The sequence below is a fragment of the Burkholderia sp. MSMB2157WGS genome, assembly GCF_001532755.1.
Taxonomy (GTDB): Bacteria; Pseudomonadota; Gammaproteobacteria; order Burkholderiales; family Burkholderiaceae; genus Burkholderia.
Map to the genome: position 1 here is coordinate 907,139 of NZ_LPJG01000030.1, position 18,850 is coordinate 925,988.

Annotated in this window: 20 protein-coding genes; 4 read left to right on the forward strand and 16 right to left on the reverse strand. The window is 67.0% G+C overall.

Going from position 1 to position 18,850, the window contains the following annotated elements; genetic code table 11:
• Nucleotides 1-35: 35 nt before the first annotated feature.
• The 8 genes from asd to WT53_RS22565 form a co-directional block, all read right to left on the reverse strand.
• A complete protein-coding gene (asd, locus tag WT53_RS22530) occupies nucleotides 36-1,157 on the reverse strand; it encodes an aspartate-semialdehyde dehydrogenase (protein ID WP_060261611.1) in 1,122 nt (373 codons plus the stop codon).
• An 84-nt stretch (nucleotides 1,158-1,241) separates the two neighbouring features.
• Complete coding sequence (locus WT53_RS22535) at nucleotides 1,242-1,361, reverse strand: hypothetical protein (protein WP_006756675.1); 120 nt, start codon at nucleotides 1,359-1,361, stop codon at nucleotides 1,242-1,244.
• Between the two features lie 119 nt (nucleotides 1,362-1,480).
• Nucleotides 1,481-2,548 (reverse strand): 3-isopropylmalate dehydrogenase, encoded by a 1,068-nt coding sequence (leuB, locus tag WT53_RS22540; RefSeq protein WP_034205171.1) that lies wholly within the window; start codon nucleotides 2,546-2,548, stop codon nucleotides 1,481-1,483.
• Between the two features lie 73 nt (nucleotides 2,549-2,621).
• Entirely contained in the window at nucleotides 2,622-3,272 is a 651-nt protein-coding gene (gene leuD / locus WT53_RS22545) for a 3-isopropylmalate dehydratase small subunit (RefSeq protein WP_034205172.1), read from the reverse strand.
• Nucleotides 3,273-3,337: 65 nt separating this feature from the next.
• Entirely contained in the window at nucleotides 3,338-3,484 is a 147-nt protein-coding gene (locus WT53_RS22550; RefSeq protein ID WP_034205173.1) for an entericidin A/B family lipoprotein, read from the reverse strand.
• Nucleotides 3,485-3,487: 3 nt separating this feature from the next.
• The gene (leuC, locus tag WT53_RS22555; RefSeq protein ID WP_034205174.1) at nucleotides 3,488-4,897 is read right to left on the reverse strand and encodes a 3-isopropylmalate dehydratase large subunit; all 1,410 of its coding nucleotides are present in this window, start codon (nucleotides 4,895-4,897) and stop codon (nucleotides 3,488-3,490) included.
• A gap of 276 nt (nucleotides 4,898-5,173) precedes the next feature.
• Nucleotides 5,174-5,932: a hypothetical protein gene (locus WT53_RS22560; protein WP_034205175.1), complete on the reverse strand. Its 759-nt coding sequence runs from the start codon at nucleotides 5,930-5,932 to the stop codon at nucleotides 5,174-5,176.
• Nucleotides 5,933-5,965: 33 nt separating this feature from the next.
• Complete coding sequence (locus tag WT53_RS22565) at nucleotides 5,966-6,787, reverse strand: hypothetical protein (RefSeq protein WP_034205176.1); 822 nt, start codon at nucleotides 6,785-6,787, stop codon at nucleotides 5,966-5,968.
• Nucleotides 6,788-7,305: 518 nt separating this feature from the next.
• Between WT53_RS22565 and WT53_RS34205 the strand changes: the two genes are divergently transcribed.
• Both WT53_RS34205 and WT53_RS22575 read left to right on the forward strand, forming a co-directional pair.
• On the forward strand, nucleotides 7,306-7,512 hold the full coding sequence (locus WT53_RS34205) for a hypothetical protein (protein WP_230624803.1): 207 nt from the start codon (nucleotides 7,306-7,308) through the stop codon (nucleotides 7,510-7,512).
• 121 nt (nucleotides 7,513-7,633) lie between these two features.
• A complete protein-coding gene (locus tag WT53_RS22575) occupies nucleotides 7,634-8,359 on the forward strand; it encodes a glutathione S-transferase (RefSeq protein WP_034205177.1) in 726 nt (241 codons plus the stop codon).
• A gap of 27 nt (nucleotides 8,360-8,386) precedes the next feature.
• Here WT53_RS22575 and WT53_RS22580 read toward each other — a convergent pair whose 3' ends face one another.
• Nucleotides 8,387-8,785: a hypothetical protein gene (locus tag WT53_RS22580; RefSeq protein ID WP_034205178.1), complete on the reverse strand. Its 399-nt coding sequence runs from the start codon at nucleotides 8,783-8,785 to the stop codon at nucleotides 8,387-8,389.
• Between the two features lie 31 nt (nucleotides 8,786-8,816).
• Nucleotides 8,817-10,217 (reverse strand): MFS transporter, encoded by a 1,401-nt coding sequence (locus WT53_RS22585; RefSeq protein WP_060261614.1) that lies wholly within the window; start codon nucleotides 10,215-10,217, stop codon nucleotides 8,817-8,819.
• A 205-nt stretch (nucleotides 10,218-10,422) separates the two neighbouring features.
• Between WT53_RS22585 and WT53_RS22590 the strand changes: the two genes are divergently transcribed.
• Nucleotides 10,423-11,337 (forward strand): LysR family transcriptional regulator, encoded by a 915-nt coding sequence (locus tag WT53_RS22590; protein ID WP_059783994.1) that lies wholly within the window; start codon nucleotides 10,423-10,425, stop codon nucleotides 11,335-11,337.
• An 83-nt stretch (nucleotides 11,338-11,420) separates the two neighbouring features.
• Here WT53_RS22590 and WT53_RS22595 read toward each other — a convergent pair whose 3' ends face one another.
• From WT53_RS22595 to WT53_RS22615, 5 genes are all read right to left on the reverse strand, one after another.
• Entirely contained in the window at nucleotides 11,421-12,983 is a 1,563-nt protein-coding gene (locus WT53_RS22595; protein WP_060261618.1) for an amino acid permease, read from the reverse strand.
• 103 nt (nucleotides 12,984-13,086) lie between these two features.
• The gene (locus WT53_RS22600) at nucleotides 13,087-13,551 is read right to left on the reverse strand and encodes an Lrp/AsnC family transcriptional regulator (protein WP_034205181.1); all 465 of its coding nucleotides are present in this window, start codon (nucleotides 13,549-13,551) and stop codon (nucleotides 13,087-13,089) included.
• 97 nt (nucleotides 13,552-13,648) lie between these two features.
• Nucleotides 13,649-14,407 (reverse strand): dimethylarginine dimethylaminohydrolase family protein, encoded by a 759-nt coding sequence (locus WT53_RS22605; RefSeq protein WP_060262124.1) that lies wholly within the window; start codon nucleotides 14,405-14,407, stop codon nucleotides 13,649-13,651.
• Between the two features lie 209 nt (nucleotides 14,408-14,616).
• The gene (locus WT53_RS22610) at nucleotides 14,617-15,867 is read right to left on the reverse strand and encodes a DUF1479 domain-containing protein (RefSeq protein ID WP_059783999.1); all 1,251 of its coding nucleotides are present in this window, start codon (nucleotides 15,865-15,867) and stop codon (nucleotides 14,617-14,619) included.
• Nucleotides 15,868-15,977: 110 nt separating this feature from the next.
• Nucleotides 15,978-16,367, reverse strand: coding sequence for a VOC family protein (locus tag WT53_RS22615; protein WP_060261620.1), 390 nt, complete (start codon nucleotides 16,365-16,367; stop codon nucleotides 15,978-15,980).
• 72 nt (nucleotides 16,368-16,439) lie between these two features.
• Here WT53_RS22615 and WT53_RS22620 point away from each other — a divergent pair, with 72 nt between their 5' ends.
• On the forward strand, nucleotides 16,440-17,417 hold the full coding sequence (locus WT53_RS22620) for an AraC family transcriptional regulator (protein ID WP_060261626.1): 978 nt from the start codon (nucleotides 16,440-16,442) through the stop codon (nucleotides 17,415-17,417).
• A gap of 90 nt (nucleotides 17,418-17,507) precedes the next feature.
• On the opposite strand, the gene gltA is transcribed toward WT53_RS22620, so the two are convergent.
• Nucleotides 17,508-18,809: a citrate synthase gene (gene gltA, locus WT53_RS22625; protein WP_034205185.1), complete on the reverse strand. Its 1,302-nt coding sequence runs from the start codon at nucleotides 18,807-18,809 to the stop codon at nucleotides 17,508-17,510.
• Between the last annotated feature and the right edge of the window lie 41 nt (nucleotides 18,810-18,850).

The following is an 18,850-nucleotide window of genomic DNA, read 5'->3' on the forward strand; positions in this document are numbered from 1 at the left end:
TGCAGCCCGGCCCGCGGGCCGGACAGCGCGCGGGCTTACTTGTCGAGCAGGATGCGCAGCATGCGGCGCAGCGGCTCGGCCGCGCCCCACAGCAGTTGATCGCCGACCGTGAACGCCGACAGGTATTCGCCGCCCATCGCGAGCTTGCGCAGGCGGCCGACCGGCACCGACAGCGTGCCGGTGATCTTCGCCGGCGACAGGTCGCGCATCGACGCTTCACGCTCGTTCGGCACGACCTTCACCCAGTCGTTCGCCGACGCGAGGATGCCATTGATCTCGTCGAGCGGCACGTCCTTCTTCAGCTTGATCGTCAGCGCCTGCGAATGGCAGCGCATCGCGCCGATCCGCACGCACAGGCCGTCGACCGGGATCGAACCCGGCTCGCCCATCGCCGGCTTGCCGAGGATCTTGTTGGTTTCCGCGCCGCCCTTCCACTCTTCCTTCGACATCCCGTTGCCGAGATCCTTGTCGATCCACGGAATCAGCGAACCGGCGAGCGGCACGCCGAAGTGGCTCGTCGGCATCGCATCGCTGTTCATTGCGGCCAGCACGCGGCGGTCGATGTCGAGGATCGCGGAAGCCGGATCGGCGAGCTGTTCCTGCACCGCGCCGTTCAGCGTGCCCATCTGCGACAGCAGCTCGCGCATGTTCTGCGCGCCCGCGCCCGACGCGGCCTGGTACGTCATCGCCGTCATCCAGTCGACGAGGTTCTCGCGGAACAGGCCGCCGAGCGCCATCAGCATCAGGCTGACCGTGCAGTTGCCGCCGATGAAGTTCTTCGTGCCCTTGACGAGCGCGTCCTTGATCACGTCGAGGTTGACCGGGTCGAGGATGATGACCGCGTAGTCCTTCATCCGCAGCGACGATGCCGCGTCGATCCAGTAGCCGTTCCAGCCGGCCGCACGCAGCTTCGGGAACACGTCGTTCGTGTAGTCGCCGCCCTGGCACGTGATGATCACGTCGCACTTCTTCAGCTCGTCGACGTTGGTCGCGTCCTTGAGCGTGGTCTCGTTTTTCGCGAACGACGGCGCCTTGCCGCCCGTGTTGCTGGTGCTGAAGAACACCGGTTCGATCAGGTCGAAATCGCCCTCTTCCTGCATGCGCTGCATCAGGACGCTGCCGACCATGCCGCGCCAACCTACGAAACCTACGTTCATGACTAACCCTTTGCTTGAATGGAGCTTCCCCGCCATTTCCGTCCCCGCGTGACCGCGCGGGGAAACAGGCGGGCACGACGGCGATCAGCGTTTAATGATCGTTTTCGTGGTAATGGTTTTCGTGATGACGATGGCGCGCGCACCCGCACGGGCAGTGTTGCCGTGGAGTTTCAGGACCGGGGAGATCAGGGAAATCAGCGCCATCGTTCGAGTCTACACAAAGCCGGTGGCCCGCACAACGGCCAACCGCGCGCGAATCGGCCGATTGTTACGGCCCGTTCGCGCCCTTTTCATCTTAATTGCCGGACTTCATGTCCGTCCGCTTACAGCGCGGCGACCACCGCGTCGCCCATCGCAGCCGTGCCGACCTGCTTGCAGCCCGGCGTCGCGATGTCGCCCGTACGGTAACCCTGTTCGAGCACCGTTTTCACCGCGCGCTCGATGCGATCGGCCTGCTCCGCGCGATTCAGCGAGTAGCGCAGCAGCATCGCGGCCGACAGGATCGTTGCGAGCGGGTTCGCGATGCCCTTGCCCGCGATGTCCGGCGCCGAGCCGTGCGACGGCTCGTACAGGCCCTTGTTGTTCTTGTCGAGCGACGCCGACGGCAGCATGCCGATCGAGCCCGTCAGCATCGACGCCTCATCCGACAGGATGTCGCCGAACATGTTGCCGGTGACGATCACGTCGAACTGCTTCGGCGCCTTCGCGAGCTGCATCGCCGCGTTGTCGACGTACATGTGCGACAGCTCGACGTCCGCGTACTCCTTCGACACGTCGATCATGATGTCGCGCCAGAACTGCGACGTCTCCAGCACGTTCGACTTGTCCACCGACAGCAGCTTCTTTGCGCGCTTTTGCGCGGCCTGGAACGCGACGTGCGCGATGCGGCGCACTTCCGGCTCCGAATAGCGCATCGTGTCGAAGCCCTCGCGCTCGCCGGCGAACGGGCCGTCCGGCGCCGCACGCACGCCGCGCGGCTGGCCGAAGTAGATGTCGCCGTTCAGTTCGCGCACGATCAGGATGTCGAGGCCCGCGACGAGCTCGGGTTTCAGCGGCGACGCATCGACGAGCTGCGGATAGCAGATCGCCGGGCGGAAGTTCGCGAACAGTTCGAGGTGCTTGCGCAGCCCGAGGATCGCCTGCTCGGGGCGCAGCGCGCGCTCCAGCGAGTCGTACTTCCAGTCGCCGACCGCGCCGAACAGGATCGCGTCGGCCTGCTTCGCGAGCGTCAGCGTCGCGTCGGGCAGCGGATGGCCGCTCGCCTCGTAGCCCGCGCCGCCGACCGGCGCCTGTTCGAGTTCGAACTTCTCGTCGAGTGCGTTCAGCACCTTCACCGCTTCATTGACGATTTCCGGACCGATGCCGTCGCCGGGCAGCACTGCAATCTTCATGCGAAATTCCTGACTGGGTAGGGTATTGGGAAAGCAGGCGGGCGAGCGCACGCGCGGCGCGCCCGCAACGCGATCAGCCGACCAGCTTGGTATTGAGCCACGGCTGCTTCACGAGCCGCTCCGCTTCGAACTGGCGGATCTTGTCCGCGTAGCGCAGCGTGAGGCCGATGTCGTCGAAGCCGTTCAGCAGGCAGTACTTGCGGAACGCGGCGATCTCGAACGGATACTCGCGGCCGTCGGCCGCGCGCACGACCTGCGCGTCGAGGTCGATCGTCAGTTGATAGCCGTTGAACGCGACCGTCTCGTTGAACAGGTGATCGACCTGCTGCTCGGTCAGCACGATCGGCAGCAGACCGTTCTTGTAGCAGTTGTTGAAGAAGATGTCCGCGAAGCTCGGCGCGATGATCGCGCGGAAGCCGTACTGCTGCAGCGCCCACGGCGCGTGCTCGCGCGAGCTGCCGCAGCCGAAGTTCTTGCGGGCGAGCAGCACCGATGCGCCCTGATAGCGCGGCTGGTTCAGCACGAAATCCGGGTTCAGCGGACGCTTCGAGTTGTCCTGGCCCGGCTCGCCGTGATCGAGATAGCGCCATTCGTCGAATGCGTTCGGACCGAAGCCCGTGCGCTTGATCGACTTCAGGAACTGCTTCGGGATGATCGCGTCGGTGTCGACGTTCTCGCGATCGAGCGGCGCCACGACGCCGGTATGTACAGTGAATTTTTCCATGATCCGTCTATCCGGTTGAAGGGCCGGCACGCGGCCGGCGCCCATCGACAAATTCTCGGGTGGCGTCAGTCCGCGGCGCGCTGCAGCGCGTTGCCGGCGGCATGGACGTCCTCGCCGAAGCCTCGGACGGTATTGCAACCGGCCAGGCCGACGCCCAGCCCCGCAAGCGCCAGCGCGGCAACCAGCCGCGCGATGAGCTTCGATGCCGTCATGCGTTACCCCAGCTGGCGAATGTCGACGAAGTGACCTTCGATCGCCGCGGCCGCCGCCATCGCAGGGCTCACGAGATGCGTGCGACCGCCCGCGCCCTGCCGCCCTTCGAAGTTGCGGTTCGACGTCGACGCGCAGCGTTCGCCCGGCTCGAGCCGGTCGGCGTTCATCGCGAGGCACATCGAGCAGCCCGGCTCGCGCCATTCGAAGCCCGCATCGGTGAACACCTTGTCGAGCCCTTCGCGCTCGGCCTGCGCCTTCACGAGGCCCGAGCCCGGCACGACCATCGCGAGCCGCACGTTCGGTGCGACGCGGCGGTTCAGCTTCTTCACGACGTACGCCGCCGCGCGGATGTCCTCGATCCGCGCGTTCGTGCACGAGCCGATGAAGATCTTGTCGACCTTGATCGATTCGATCGGCGTGTTCGGTTCGAGCGCCATGTAGGCCAGTGCGCGCTCCATCGCGTCGCGCTTGACCGGATCCTTTTCGCGCTCGGGATCGGGCACGCGACCGTCGATCGACGTGACCATTTCCGGCGACGTGCCCCACGTGACCTGCGGGACGATTTCGGCCGCGTTCAGCTCGACCACGCGGTCGAACTGCGCGCCTTCGTCCGACTTGAACTGGCGCCAGTATTCGACGGCCTGATCCCATTCCGCGCCGGTCGGCACGAACGGACGGCCCTTCAGGTAATCGATCGTCGTATCGTCGACGGCGACCATGCCCGCGCGCGCGCCGGCCTCGATCGCCATGTTGCAGACGGTCATGCGGCCTTCCATCGTCAGCGCGCGAATGGTCGAGCCGCCGAATTCGATCGCATAGCCCGTGCCGCCCGCGGTGCCGATCTTGCCGATGATCGCGAGCACGATGTCCTTCGCGGTACAGCCGCGCGGCAGGGCGCCCTCGACCTTCACGAGCATGTTCTTGCTCTTCTTCTGCAGGAGCGTTTGCGTCGCGAGCACGTGCTCGACTTCCGACGTGCCGATGCCGTGCGCGAGCGCGCCGAACGCGCCGTGCGTCGACGTATGCGAATCGCCGCACACGATCGTCATGCCCGGCAGCGTCGCGCCCTGCTCCGGCCCGATGATGTGGACGATGCCCTGGCGCACGTCGTTCATCTTGAATTGCGTGATGCCGAAGGCGTCGCAGTTCGCGTCGAGCGTGTCGACCTGCAGCTTCGAGACGGGATCGGCGATGCCGTGGCTGCGGTCCGTCGTCGGCACGTTGTGGTCCGACACGGCCAGGTTCGCGCTGATGCGCCACACCGGACGCTGCGCGATCTTCAGCCCTTCGAATGCCTGCGGGCTCGTGACTTCATGCAGCAGCTGACGGTCGATGTAGAGCAGGGTCGTGCCGTCTTCCTCGGTGTGGACCACGTGGGTGTTCCACAGTTTGTCGTAGAGCGTCTGTGCCATGGGTATGCGGGGTCGTTGTGACTACAAGCCTTGCGGATGCGGTCGATTATGCCACGCACAACGCGCCACGGCGCAGGCCGGACGCGAAAAAACCCATTAAAAACAGTGGTTTGGCTGGTAGTGCCAATACCTGTATCGGCATTACCCGGCAAATGGGGCGCGGGACACCCGGGCGTGCTGCCGCTGCGCTGCCGTCTCTGCTGCGCGGCCGTGGCGAACGGCCGCGCATTGCCACCGGCAGCGCCCGCCGGCGCGCGCCGCCCCCTGCCGGCCGCGTCAACCGTTCGGATATTCGCGGTTGATCAGGTCGAGCCGCAGCATGCCGAGTTGCACGCCTGCGTTGTTCAGCAGGTAAAGGTCGCGGCGCCGCATTGCCGGCGACTGCGCGGCCGTGTCGTACAGCGCCGGCAGCATCACGCCGGCCGGCACTGCAGCCTGCATCCCCGCCGCCTTCGACACGCGGACGGCGATCGACGCCTGATCCGCATGGGTGATCACGCCGACCTTGCCGAGCGCGGCGGCGGAGCCGGCCTGCTTGACGATCGCGGCGGCGACGCCGTCGGGCGTCGGTATCGGGTTGCCGGCGCTCGCGGCCGGCGTTGCGATCGACGTTACGCCGGCCGTCAGACCGTATTTCGACGCGAGCACGCTCGCGACCTCCTGCTGCGCGTAGATCGGCACGGCAGCCTTCTGCCGGAACGCGAACACGGCGTCGGCGATCGCCTCGTTCACCGGACCCGGCACCGGCGCGGCGCCGGATCCCGCCGCGCGGCCGCCGAAGCTGAACGCAGCGATCGTGTTGACGGCGGCAGCATCGACGGTGGGCGGCGTCCACGAGAAAAACGTGTCGAACAAGTAACCGGTCTCGTCGGCGGCTACTGCGGAATCGTTCAGCTCCTTCGTCAGCTTGCCGAGCATCTGGCGCTGCAGTTCGGCATCCGAAACGGGAGCATCGGCCGCAAACGCGGGTGCAGCGGCGGCGCACGATGCGGCGAACAACGAAGTGGAAGTCAGAAAATGGCGGCGGGTCGTCATGGTCATCGGATTCGGGTGGGAAAGCGGAAGGCGTCAGCCCTTCGGAAACGCCTGCATCGTCGCGGCGACGGCGCGGCCAAGCAGCTGCGCATACATGTCGTGCACGAGGTAGAGGCTGCGGTTGCGCGTCCACGGCTGGCCCGACTGCGGGTCGTACAAGGTCGGCAGCGTTACCTCGGCGACCGCCGCCGCCTTCATGCCCGCCTGCTGCGACGTCTGGATGCAGCGCTTCGCGTGATCGCGATGGCCGACCACCGCGACGTTGCCCATCGCAGCCGCGCCGCCTGCGCGCTGCACGGCCACGGCCGCGACGCCGGCCGTGCTCAGATACACGATCGAGCCGTCGCTCGCGATCGTCGGTTCGATCGAAGTCAGCACGTCGGCGCCCATCCCGTACTTCGACACGAGAAAGCGCGCGATTTCCCATTGCGCGTAGACCTTGACGGGCTTGAGCTGGCGAATGCGGTAGACGGCATCGGCCAGCGCTTCGTTCACGGGCCCCGGATCGGGCAGCGCGGATTGATTGCCGCCCGTGCTCGACGTGTTGCCGCTCTGCGCGTTCGGCCGGTTGCCGAAGCTGTACGCGACGATCGCGCCGATCTGCGCGGCCGGAATTGTCGGCAGCGCCCACGTGAAGCCGACGTCGGTCAGCGCCGGCAGCATCGCGTCGGCCGTTGCGCGATCGCCGAGCTGCGCATTCAGCTTCGCGGACATCTGCGCGGCGAGTACGCCATCGGTAACGGGTGCCGACGTGACGTCGTCGCCACCGCATGCGCTCAGCAGCGGTGCTGCCGCGATGGCGGGCGCGACAGCAAGAAATTTTCTTCGTGAAGAAGCCGGCGTGTTCAGATTCATAACAGACAGGAAACGATGCGAACGACGCCGGCAGCAAGTCGCGGCGTTGCAAATCGCGGGTTCAGGGAAATGACCATCGGGCACGTCGCACGGCTGGAAAGCGGGCGACAGGATCGACGCGCGGATCGGATCGCGGCACCCCGTCGATCGACGATGCTGGATCGTAGTGGGCGTTTATTAAATGGCGGTGAACCTGTCGATCGAAGGCTGACGATCGTCATGCCGTTTCATCGACGGACGCGTACGTTTCATCCGTGGCGAGCGAACGCAGCCGCCGTTTCACCGGTGGCGAGCACGCGACGCGCGGGCATCGTCGCGCGTCGCACGGCCCTCTCCGGATTTCGCGATACGAGGGCGCAACGCGCGTTCCCACGATCCGATCCGGAGCACGCGACGATGGCGTTCGGCCTGAACGAATCGCTTGCTCGGCTCGATGAAGAAGGCACGCTGTTCACGACGCCGTTTCGGCCCGGCACGCGCGAGCCGTGCGGTACCGGCCGCGTATCGAGGACGGGTAGATGCCGCATACGCGCGGCGAGGTTGACGTGATCGCCGCCGGCACGTCGCGCTTCGTCGTCGACGGAAGCGAATGCGACGTCGTGATCGGCGACGCGCTGTTCGTGCACGCGCACGCCGGGCATCGCTTCTCCTGTTTCACCGACGATTTCTCGACATGGGTGTTCTCGTTCTTTTGCGGCGCCGAAGACCGCGAACGCGGCGCGTGACGCACGACGCACACGGCACTTTTCCGGCGATCTCCTAGACTGTCTATTCGCAGCGGGCGCCGCATGGCCGCCCCACCGTCAAGCAGCCGGCAGCATCCGGTGCAACGAACAGGAGAACAGCATGCGATACGAACTCTATTACTGGCCCGAGATCCAGGGACGCGGCGAATACGTGCGGCTCGCGCTCGAAGCGGCCGAAGCCGACTATGTCGACGTCGCGCGCGAATCGGGGCGCGGCATGGGCGTGTCGGCGATGATGCGCATGATGGACAGCACGAAAGCGGAATGCGTGCCGTTCGCGCCGCCGTTCCTGAAGGCGGGCGACGTGGTCGTCGGGCAGACCGCGAACATCCTGCTGTTTCTCGGCGCGCGGCTCGGGCTCGCGCCCGACGACGAAGCCGGCCGGCTGTGGGTCCACCAGATCCAGCTGACCGCCGCCGATTTCATCACCGAGATCCACGACACGCACCATCCGATCGGCAGCGGCCTGTACTACGAGGATCAGAAAGCGGAAGCGGCCGAGCGCGCGGCCGATTTCCTCGAGAACCGGCTGCCGAAATTCCTCGGCTACTGCGATCGCTTGCTCGAACAGAATCCGCACGAGAACGGCTATATCGCGGGTAACGCGCTCAGCTATGCGGATCTGACGATGTTCCAGCTGATCGAGGGGTTGCGCTATGCGTTTCCGAAAGCGATGAAGCGCGCGGAGCGCAAGATCGCGGCGCTCGTCGCGCTGCACGATCGCGTCGCGCAGCACCCGCCCGTCGCGCGCTACCTGGAATCGGAGCGCCGCATCCCGTTCAACGACATGGGGATCTTCCGGCACTATCCCGAGCTCGACAAGTAACGGCCCCGCGGGCGCGCAGCTCGCCGTCTACGCGGCGACCGGCGTCTCGTGCAGGTGGCGCCATACGATCACGCCATCCGCTTCGCGCCGGAACAACGCCGTCGAGCGTCGCACCGTGCGCCGCCCGTCCATGTCGGTCTGCGTCTCGCGATAGCCGATCACCGCGCCGTCGGACCACACCGCAAGGGCACGCAATTCGTCGATGCCGATCACGAGCCCGGGCCGCGCGCCGTGCCCGCGTGAAAACAGCGCATCGACGCCCGCGTAGTCGAGCACCGTGCCCGACGTCGTGATCATCGAAAATCCCGGCGAAAAACGCGCCATCAGCATCGCGAGCCGCCCGTGCTCCGCACGGCCCGACAACCAGCGTTCGATGTCGACGTGCGTGTCGACGACTTCATTGAAAAACGGATTCGGCAGATTCATGGGTCTCTCAGGTTCTCAGGTTCTCAGGTTCTCAGGTTCTCAGGTTCTCAGGGCGGGATGAAACGGCTTGCACGGCCGGCGTGCGATGCGCGGGAAGCCGCACGACGCAGCCGAGCGGCAGCAACGTCAGCAGCACCGCCAGCCCGAAGCACCAGCGGTACGGGGCCGGCGACGACGGGCCTGCATCGAGGGCCAGCAACGCATTCAGCGCGCTGCCGAGCACGGCCACGCCGACACAAAAGCTCAATTGGCGATTGATGTTCCAGAGCGCGCTCGCATCGCCCATCCGATCGGGCGGCACATCGGCGAATGCCGCGCTTTGCGACGCACTCGTGCACAGGCTGGCGCCGAATCCCATCGCGACGAACGCCGCGACGCGCAGGGCTTCGACGCGCGCCCACGGCGTCGCGAGCAGCGCGATGCCGACACAATCGATCGTGATTCCGCACGCGAACAATGGCTTCGCGCCGTGGCGCGGAAAACAGCGACGTGTCGTCGCGATCGCGAAGAACGCCGCGATCGCCCACGGCAGCATCAGCGCGCCGACATGCGCGGCGCTCAATGCGAGGGCGTTCTGCAGGTACAGCGACGCGACGAGATTGACACCGGTAAAAACGCCCGGCACGCAGAGATAAACCACCACGCCCGTCCGCAACCACGGTTGCGCGAGCAGACGCAGGTCGAGCAGCGGAGAGGCTGCACGGCGCGCGTGTCGCACATAACCGATGCCGGCTGCCGCCGCGGCCGCCAGCATCGCGCACGGAAATGCCGTTGCGCCGGACTGCCCCGCCGCGGTGAGCCCCAGCAGCAACGCGACCAGCGCCGCCGCGCTCAGGCCGAGCCCGCGCCAGTCGAGCCGCGGAGGACGCTCGCGTGCGCCGTCGCGCGGCAGCCATGCCAGCGCGAGCGCACCGGTCGCAGCCGCAATCGGCACCATGGCGAAGAAGATCGCACGCCACGATCCGCGATCGACGATCGCGCCGCCGATCGCGGGCGACAATGCCGGCACGAGCAATGCGACCATCATCACGATCGACGTGAGCCGCGCGTGGGCGTGCGGCGGATACGCGCGATAGGCGATCGTCTGGCCGACCGGAATCAGCAGCCCGCCGCCCAGCCCCTGGACCAGCCGCCACACGAGCAGCGCGTCGATCGACGGCGCCGCGCCGACGCCCGCACTGCCGAGCCCGAACAGCAGCAACGACGCGCCGAACACGCGCCGCTCGCCGCAGCGACGCGCCAGCCACGTGCCGAACGGAATCACGACGGTCAGCCCGAGCACGTACATGTTGCCGACCCACGCGAGCTGCGCGACCGATGCGTGCAATTCACGCTGCAGCGCCGGATACGCGGCGTTCAGCATGAACATGTTCGCGAGATCGATCGCGAATCCGAGCAGATAGACGGCGGCGATTCTGGAGCGGTCGGGCATGGCGGCGGCCGGGGCATCACGAAACGCCGCAGTGTAGAGGCCGGCAGCCGGGCCGGTAAGCGGCCGGATGCGACCGGTCCGGTCGAAAAATTTTGACAATCGGATCGTGTGCGGCCACGCTGCAATGCGCGACGCATCGCACACGACCGCACATTCGGGTACCCTTCGGTCGATTCCATACGCCCACAGGACCCGCACCCCGACCATGGTGAGCCTCGATCGTTTCGTCGTCTTCCGCGCCGTGGTCGAGGCGGGCTCGTTCACGGCCGCCGCGACCGCGCTGAACCAGGCACGCGCGGCCGTCAGCTTCAACATCAAGCAGCTCGAAGCCGAGCTCGGCGTGACGCTGCTCACGCGCACCACGCGGCGCGTCGAGCTGACCGATGCCGGCGAGCGGTTCTACCGACGCTGCCTACGCGTGCTCGACGAAGCCGAAGGCGCAATCGACGAGGTGCGCGGCGAACATGGCGGGATGGAGGGCATCCTGCGCGTGACATCGACGGTCGAATATGCGGCACGCATCCTCGCCCCGGCGCTGCATGCATTTACCGCGCGGCATCCGGCGTTGCGCGTCCGGCTCGAAACGCATACGTCCCAGGCGGATCTCGTGCGCGACCGCTTCGACGTCGCGATCCGGCTCGGCCGCCACGAGCACTTTCGCGACCTGCCGTATCGCGGCGTCTGCCTCGGCACGTACGACGTGCTGCCCGTGATGGCGCCCGACCTGCCGGCGCGCACCGGCGTTCCGCAACCGGCGTCGCCGGACGCTTTGGCGCGCCTGCCGCAGCTCGGCCACAGTCGGCTCGAACGAATCGCGGAATGGACGCTCACAGATCGCGCGGGCAACGAGCATGCGTTCCGGCCGCACGCGAAACCGCGCATCGTCGTCGACAACGCGTCGGTGCTGTGCGAACTGGCGCGCCAGGGCAGCGGCGTCGCGCTGCTGCCCGAATGGCTCGTGCGCGACGATCTCGCCAGCGGCGCGCTGGTCGACGCGCTGCCCGCATACCGCTTTCCGCGGCAAAACGTCTACGCGTTGTACGTCGCGACGCGGCACGTGCCGCAGAAAGTGCGCGCGTGGGTGGATTTCATGAAGGCGCAATTGCAGCAGACACACTGAACGCGCGGGACGGCGCGACGCGTTTCAACGGCAGCCGGCCATCCGATTCGGCCGGCTCCATCGCCGCGCGGCGCGGCGGGAGATCAGTGCGGCTGCCCATGCTGCGCGGCCGCCGCGTCGACGGCCTCGACCGAACGCGTGAGCCACGGCCCGATGTCCATCTCCTCGTAGCGCACGAGCCGGCTCTTGCGCGCGCGGCGATACGCCCACCAGATCGCGACGAACAGCGGAATCCACACATAGATCGACACCACCTCCATCCAGTCGATGCGCGCCGCGAAGAACGCCTGGTAATCCTGGCCGAGCGAAATCACGATGCAGACCGCGATCGCGAACAGCGGCCCGAACGGAAACCATTTCGCGCGATACGGCAGTTGATCGAGCCGATAGCCCTGCTTCAGGAACCCCTTGCGGAACCGGTAATGGCAGACCGCGATGCCGAGCCACGCGATGAAGCCGGTGATGCCGACCGTATTCAGCAGCCACAGATAGATGCGCTGGTTGTTGGTCAACGACGTGAGGAAACACAGCCCGCCGACGGCCATCGTCGCGTACAGCGCGTTGCGCGGCACGCCGCCCGGCGACAGCGTCGCGAACATGGCCGGCGCGCGCCCTTCCGATGCGAGGTTGTACAGCATCCGCGTCGCCGCGTAGGTGCCGGAATTGCCGGCCGACAGCACGGCCGTCAGGATCACCAGATTCATCGCGCCGGCGGCGAGCGCGAACCCCGCGTGGCTGAACACCAGCGTGAACGGGCTCACGCCGATGTCGGTCACGTCGCTCTTCAGCAGGTTCGGATCGGTGTACGGCACGAGCAGGCCGATCACGAAGATCGCGAGCACGTAGAACAGCATGATCCGCCAGAAGATCTGCTTCACCGCGCGCGGAATCGTCGTGCGCGGGTTTTCCGATTCGCCGGCCGCGATGCCGACCAGCTCGGTGCCGAGGAACGAAAAACCGGCGATCAGCGCGACGCTCATCATCGCGTGCACGCCGCCGACGAACGGCGCGTCGCCGGTCGTGAAGTTGCGCCAGCCGACCGGATGGCCGGCGCCGGTATGCCCGGTGCCGGTATGCCCGCTGCCGAGCACGCCGGCCGCGATCAACAGCCCGGCCGCGATGAACGCGATCACGGTGACGACCTTGATCAGCGAGAACCAGTATTCCGATTCGCCGAAGCCACGCACCGACAGCGTATTGAGCAGGAAGATCAGCACGAGGAACCCCGCGCCCCACCACACGCCCGGCACCGCCGGAAACCAGTAGCGCATCACGATCTGCGCGGCGACCAGCTCGATCGCGATCGTCACCGCCCAGCTGTACCAGTAAGTCCAGCCGAGCGCGACGCCGAAACCTTCGTCGACGTACTTCTCGCCGTAGATCGCGAACGAGCCCGATACCGGCATCAGCGCGGCCATCTCGCCAAGCCCCGTGACGACAAAGTAGACCATGATCCCGATCGCGAGATACGCGGCGATCGCGCCGCCCGGCCCCGCCTGCGCGACGGACGCGCCCGACGCGACGAACAGCCCCGTGCCGATCGAACCGCCGATCGCGATCATCGCGATGTGGCGGCCCTGCAGACGGCGCTTCAGCGTCGCCCCGGACGGCGCGGCCGTCTCCGCTGCCGCTTGCATAGCATCCATAGTGTTCATCCTGATTGTGGCCAGGCCAATCCATTTTGATTTGGAATGCAAATCGATCGACTCGGTCATTCGCGTTGAAAACGGCCCCGCCGGGCCGGTCGCGTCACACGACGCTGCGCTTGATCGCCTGCAGTTCGGCCGTCGTCACGATCTTCTCGATCCGGAACCGCGGACTTTCCAGCCACGCGTTCGCGATTCGCCGGTATTCGTCGAGATCCTCGCACGCGAGCCGCACGAGAAAATCGAACGTGCCGCTGACGAGCCAGCAATCGAGCACGGCCGGATTCGCGCGCATTTCCTCCTCGAACGGCGCCTGCGAACGCCCATGATCGGCCAGCACGATCTGCGCGATCACGACGATCGGCTTGGTCGCGCGCGGCGCGTTGATCACCGCGCGGTACCCTTCGATCACGCCGAGCGCCTCGAGCCGCTCCACGCGCGCCTGGCAGGGGCGCGGCGTGAGGTTCACGCGTTCCGACAGCTTGCGGTAGGAAATTCGCCCGTCGGTACGCAGGATGTCGAGGATCCGGAGATCGATCTTGTCGAGCTGCATCTTCTTGTCGGTCATCCGCGTTCGCTCCGGTCGGGTCGTGGCTCATGCGCGGAACGTCTGCCGTTCCGCGCGGGGCCACATTATCCGGCCGAAGCGCTCGCGCGCCAATCGGCTAGAACCGCAGCGACAGGCAAGTCAGGCCGCCGTCCATCTTGCGGAACTCGCTCGTGTCGATCACGTGCAGCGGCATGCCGAGCGACGCGATCGCGTCATGCACGCGCGGATAACCGGCCGGCGTGATCAGCGTGCCGTTCACGCGCAGCGTGTTGCCCGCGTATTCGTCCTCGGCCGCGATCGCGATCCGACGATAGCCGGCGAACGCCGGATGCGCGGCGAGCGCTTCCGTGACGAGCAGCGTGTCGTCGCCGAGCGCGTTGACGACCGATTTCAGGTGCAGGCCGACGCCGACCGGCACCGCGACGACCGAGTAGCCATGGCGCGACACCAGCGCGTCGAACGCGGCGATGCCTTCCGCGTCGGTGCGGCTCGTCAGGCCGATGAAGAAGCGCTTGCCGACCTGCATCACGTCGCCGCCGTCGAGGCGGCCGGACTGCATCGGCAGCAGGTCGCGATGGGCGGCGAGCGCCGCTTCGACATGAACCGTCTCGCCGCGCCGGGCGGGCGCGCCGGGGCGCGTGATCACCGCGAATTCCGGCGTGACGACGGCGACGTCCTCGACGAAGTGCGCATCGGGAAACGCATCCAGCGGCGGCAGTTCGGTCAGCTCGACGCCGAGCCCGCGCAGCGCGTCGCAGTACGCGTGGAACTGCGTGAGCGTCTTGTCGTAGTCGGGCGCGCCGAGCGCGGCGGTGGTGAGACCCGCGCCGCAGGACGGCGCGGGACGGCGAACGATCGCTTGCGTGAATTGCATCGACTCCTCCATGGTCTGCGCCGCGTCCGTGCGGCGCACGGGCCAGCGGCGTGATGTCCGGACCATTATCGGAAGCCAAATTGCGCAATTCGCGTCGATTTCGGCGGCACCGACAGCCGATTGCGTCGAATTGCGCGCACCGCGCAGCGGATTCGGCAGACGGCCCGCTCGCCGTCTCGCGCACGGCCGTTTCGCCTGCCGCCCGCGCGTCACGCGCCGGGCTCGAATCCCATCTGCGCACGGCCGAGCGCCGTCAGCTCGCCCTCCCCCGCGCGCCCGTCGAACTCGACCTCGAAATGATCGGCCGGGAAATCGGGCGGGCTGTCGCCCCGCAGGAACGCGGTACGCTGCCGTTGCAGGTACGCGTCGTTTTTCGCGCAGCCAGGCGCGGCGGCGATGTACATCACGTTGCTGTCGCCGCTGCCGCGATGCGCATCCTCGACCGCATGCACGACGTCGCCGTGCCAGAACACCGCGTCGCCCGGCGCCATGTGCGGGATCGGCACCAGCGCGTCGAGCAGCAGCGCATGCCATTCGGGCCGGATCGACAGCGCGCGGCCGGGACGCGCGCCGCACAGGTCGTCGTCGGCGACGTCGTCCTGCAGCGCACGCAGCACGACATAGGCCATCGCGTTCGCGACCGGGATCAGCTGCAGCGTGCCGTCGCCGGGCCCCTGCGGCGTCAGCGCGGTCCAGCCCTGGAACGTGCGGAACATCGAGCACACGGCCGGCGACGGAATCTCCTCGACGTCGGGACGGAACGCTGCGTCGAACGGATCGTAATCGCGCCAGCGGCCGGCCAGCACGTGGCGATAGACGTGGCGAAAATTCGCGCCGAGCCAGCGCTCGACGGAGCCGCCGTCGACATGCGGCGACAGCCCGAGTGACGTCGAGCCGGGCGGCCGGCGGCGAATCCGGTCCGCATAGGCGGGCACCCGGTCGGGATCGAAATGCGTACGTGCGCCGTCCGCATGCCGCCACAGGCGATTCAGGAACACTCGCGCCTGCGTGAGCGCCGGCGACTGGCGCGCAGCGACCTGCGGCTTCGACCAATAAACGCCGTAGATCTGCGGCTTGCCCGACGCGAGGTTGCCGAAATAGCGGTCTTCCGCGCGCGCGTGCAACCGGTCGGCGAAACGGTTCGCGTCCAGATACGCGCCGATCTCGTCGTTCCAGTCGCGCGCCTGCCGCGCATCGAACACGCCGCGGATCACGACCGCGCCATGCGTACGGATCGCGGCAATCGCCCGCGGATCGACCTTTCCGCCCGCGATATCCGCGAACGGCACGACCGGAATCACGTCGCGGCCATGCGCGTGCGCGCGGCGGATCGCGTCGACCTGCCGCGCGATGTCGCCTTCCAGCTCGCGGAACGTGGCCGCATAACCGGGCAAGTCGGCGCGCAGCGCCCGTTTGGCCGCGCGGATCGCGGCCGGCAGATCGTCAATCGTCAGTTGCATCGTCGTCTCCTCGCTGAAGCGTGTCGTGATGTGCTGTCAGCGTACGGTCGACGCAGGGTCGCCATCACCACTATCCGGCCAATGATCGATACAATCCTGACAATCGTGCGTCACTCGCGACGATGGCAGACCACGCACAGCTTGTTGCCGTCCGGGTCGCGGAAATAGGCGCCGTAGTAGTCGCGGTGATAGTGCGGCCGCAGGCCCGGCGGTCCTTCGCAGGCTCCGCCCTGCCGCAGCGCGAGCGCGTGACAGCGGTCGACGTGGGCACGGGTCGGCGCATCGAACGCGATCGTGTGGCCATTGCCCGGTTCGGGCGGCCGGCCATCGAGCGGCCTGCCGAAGAAGAACAGCGGCCGCTCCGCATCGGCCGGCATCCAGCCCGACCAGCCGTCCGGTTCGCGGAATTTCAGGCGCAGCCCGAGTTCGGCGAACAGCGGCGCGTAGAAATCGTAGGCGCGCGCCGTATCGCCGACGCCCACGCAAACATGTGAAAACATGGCATCGCTCCGTGGTGACGATCGCTCACGATCATGCCACGGCGCGCTGCCCGCCCCCTACCGGAGGCCGCGATGAAACCGCAATACGAGCACGTGACGTTCGCGCCCGGCTGTTCGATCCGCGTCTATCACCGTCAGCTCGCGCGCATTCCGTTCGAGTGGCATCGCCACCCCGAATACGAACTGACGCTGACGCTCAACAGCCGTGGCCAACGCTTCATCGGCGATCATGTCGCGCGCTACGCGGACGACGATCTCGTGCTCGTGCCGCCCAACCTGCCGCATACGTGGTCGTCGAACGCGCGCATCGATCGCGACGCGCCCGAGGTCGCGCTCGTCGTGTGGTTCGACGGCGACTGGGTGCGGCGGCTGGCCGACTGCTGCGCCGAATACGCGCCGCTGCGCTCGCTGCTGCGGCGCGCGGCGCCGGGCCTGCGCTTCGACGTGGAGACGGCCCGCGCGATGCGCGCTCGCCTGCCGCTGTTGCTCGATCCGTCGCCGCGCGCGAGGCTCGCGGCCACGCTCGACACGCTTGCCGATCTCGCGGAAGCCGGTGGCGAACCGCTCGCCACCGCGCACGCGTACGGCCAGCCCGACGGTGCGCCATCGCCGGCCGATCCCGCCACGCCCGAAGCCGAACGCCTCGATCGCGTGCTCGACGCGATCGACCGGCATTTCCACGAACCGCTGCGCATCGACGCACTCGCCGCTGTCGCGCACCTGTCCGAACGCACGCTGCAACGGCTGTTCGTCCGGCATCTCGGCGAAAGCGTCGGCCGCTACGTGCAACGGTTGCGGCTCGCGCATGCCTGTCGCCATCTCGTCGGCACCGACTGGCCGATCGCGACGGTGGCCGCGCGCTGCGGCATTCCGAATGCCGCGAACTTCAATCGCCAGTTCCTCGCCGCGCGCGGCACGACGCCCGGCGCGTACCGGCAGTTCTTCAAGCAGCACGGCCACGCACCCGACGACGATGCGCTCGCGCTCGACACACGGCCGCCGTCGCTGGAGCGCCGCGCCGGATCGGGCCGGCGTCGGCCGCGCAAATGAAAACACCCCGACGGGCTGACCCGTCGGGGTGTCGTGGCGTTGCGATTGCCCGACGCGAGCGGCCTGCCGGCCGTTCGCGGCGCACACGGTTTAACGTGCGTTGAGCGGCTTCGCTTCGCGCGGCGTATCGCCGATGAACAGCTGGCGCGGACGGCCGATCTTCTGTTCCGGATCGGCAATCATTTCGTTCCACTGTGCGATCCAGCCGACCGTGCGTGCCATCGCGAAGATACACGTGAACATCGACGTCGGGATGCCCAGCGCGCGCTGGACGATGCCCGAGTAGAAGTCGACGTTCGGGTACAGCTTGCGCGACACGAAGTATTCGTCTTCCAGCGCGATCTTCTCGAGCTGCATCGCGAGCTTGAACAGCGGGTCGTCGTGCAGGCCCAGTTCGTTCAGCACTTCGTAGCACGTTTCGCGCATCAGCTTCGCACGCGGGTCGTAGTTCTTGTACACGCGGTGACCGAAGCCCATCAGCTTCACGCCCGAATTCTTGTCCTTCACCTGCTTGATGAATTCGGGGATGTTGTCCGGCGAACCGATCTGCTCGAGCATGTTCAGCGCGGCTTCGTTCGCGCCGCCGTGCGCCGGGCCCCACAGACACGCGATACCGGCCGCGATACACGCGAACGGGTTCGCGCCCGACGAACCGGCCAGGCGGACCGTCGACGTCGATGCGTTCTGCTCGTGATCGGCGTGCAGGATCAGGATACGGTCGAGCGCGCGGACCAGCACGTCGTTGACCTTGTACTCTTCGCACGGGTTCGAGAACATCATGTGCATGAAGTTCGCGCTGTACGACAGTTCGTTCTTCGGATAGACGAACGGCTGGCCGATGCTGAACTTGTACGCCATCGCGACGAGCGTCGGCAGCTTCGCGATCATGCGGATTGCCGACACTTCGCGGTGACGCGGATCGTTGATGTCGAGCGAGTCGTGATAGAACGCCGACAGCGCGCCGACGGCCGCCACCAGCACCGCCATCGGGTGCGCATCGCGACGGAAGCCGCGGAAGAAGAAGTGCATCTGCTCGTGCACCATCGTGTGCTTCGTGACGGTGTCGACGAATTCCTTCTTCTGAGCCGCGTTCGGCAGTTCGCCCTTCAGCAGCAGGTAGCAGCTTTCGAGGAAGTCGGCATTCTGCGCGAGGTTGTCGATCGGGTAGCCGCGGTACAGCAGTTCGCCCTTGTCGCCGTCGATGTACGTGATCGCCGAATTGCACGAAGCCGTCGACATGAAGCCCGGGTCGTACGTGAACTTGCCGGTCTGGCCGTACAGCTTGCGGATGTCGATCACGTCCGGGCCCATCGTGCCCTTGTAGATCGGCAGTTCGACGCTCGGCGAGTTGTCGCTGAACGATAGCGTGGCTTTAACATCAGACGGAGTCATGGCACATCCTCAATCGAAATAAAGAAACGGGATTCGATAAC

Excerpts from the sequence above, each read along its gene's own strand:
- asd (WP_060261611.1), bottom strand. The coding sequence starts at position 1,157 with ATGAACGTAGGTTTCGTAGGTTGGCGCGGCATGGTCGGCAGCGTCCTG.
- WT53_RS22535 (WP_006756675.1), bottom strand. The coding sequence starts at position 1,361 with ATGGCGCTGATTTCCCTGATCTCCCCGGTCCTGAAACTCCACGGCAAC.
- leuB (WP_034205171.1), bottom strand. The coding sequence starts at position 2,548 with ATGAAGATTGCAGTGCTGCCCGGCGACGGCATCGGTCCGGAAATCGTC.
- leuD (WP_034205172.1), bottom strand. The coding sequence starts at position 3,272 with ATGGAAAAATTCACTGTACATACCGGCGTCGTGGCGCCGCTCGATCGC.
- WT53_RS22550 (WP_034205173.1), bottom strand. The coding sequence starts at position 3,484 with ATGACGGCATCGAAGCTCATCGCGCGGCTGGTTGCCGCGCTGGCGCTT.
- leuC (WP_034205174.1), bottom strand. The coding sequence starts at position 4,897 with ATGGCACAGACGCTCTACGACAAACTGTGGAACACCCACGTGGTCCAC.
- WT53_RS22560 (WP_034205175.1), bottom strand. The coding sequence starts at position 5,932 with ATGACGACCCGCCGCCATTTTCTGACTTCCACTTCGTTGTTCGCCGCA.
- WT53_RS22565 (WP_034205176.1), bottom strand. The coding sequence starts at position 6,787 with ATGAATCTGAACACGCCGGCTTCTTCACGAAGAAAATTTCTTGCTGTC.
- WT53_RS34205 (WP_230624803.1), top strand. The coding sequence starts at position 7,306 with ATGCCGCATACGCGCGGCGAGGTTGACGTGATCGCCGCCGGCACGTCG.
- WT53_RS22575 (WP_034205177.1), top strand. The coding sequence starts at position 7,634 with ATGCGATACGAACTCTATTACTGGCCCGAGATCCAGGGACGCGGCGAA.
- WT53_RS22580 (WP_034205178.1), bottom strand. The coding sequence starts at position 8,785 with ATGAATCTGCCGAATCCGTTTTTCAATGAAGTCGTCGACACGCACGTC.
- WT53_RS22585 (WP_060261614.1), bottom strand. The coding sequence starts at position 10,217 with ATGCCCGACCGCTCCAGAATCGCCGCCGTCTATCTGCTCGGATTCGCG.
- WT53_RS22590 (WP_059783994.1), top strand. The coding sequence starts at position 10,423 with ATGGTGAGCCTCGATCGTTTCGTCGTCTTCCGCGCCGTGGTCGAGGCG.
- WT53_RS22595 (WP_060261618.1), bottom strand. The coding sequence starts at position 12,983 with ATGGATGCTATGCAAGCGGCAGCGGAGACGGCCGCGCCGTCCGGGGCG.
- WT53_RS22600 (WP_034205181.1), bottom strand. The coding sequence starts at position 13,551 with ATGACCGACAAGAAGATGCAGCTCGACAAGATCGATCTCCGGATCCTC.
- WT53_RS22605 (WP_060262124.1), bottom strand. The coding sequence starts at position 14,407 with ATGCAATTCACGCAAGCGATCGTTCGCCGTCCCGCGCCGTCCTGCGGC.
- WT53_RS22610 (WP_059783999.1), bottom strand. The coding sequence starts at position 15,867 with ATGCAACTGACGATTGACGATCTGCCGGCCGCGATCCGCGCGGCCAAA.
- WT53_RS22615 (WP_060261620.1), bottom strand. The coding sequence starts at position 16,367 with ATGTTTTCACATGTTTGCGTGGGCGTCGGCGATACGGCGCGCGCCTAC.
- WT53_RS22620 (WP_060261626.1), top strand. The coding sequence starts at position 16,440 with ATGAAACCGCAATACGAGCACGTGACGTTCGCGCCCGGCTGTTCGATC.
- gltA (WP_034205185.1), bottom strand. The coding sequence starts at position 18,809 with ATGACTCCGTCTGATGTTAAAGCCACGCTATCGTTCAGCGACAACTCG.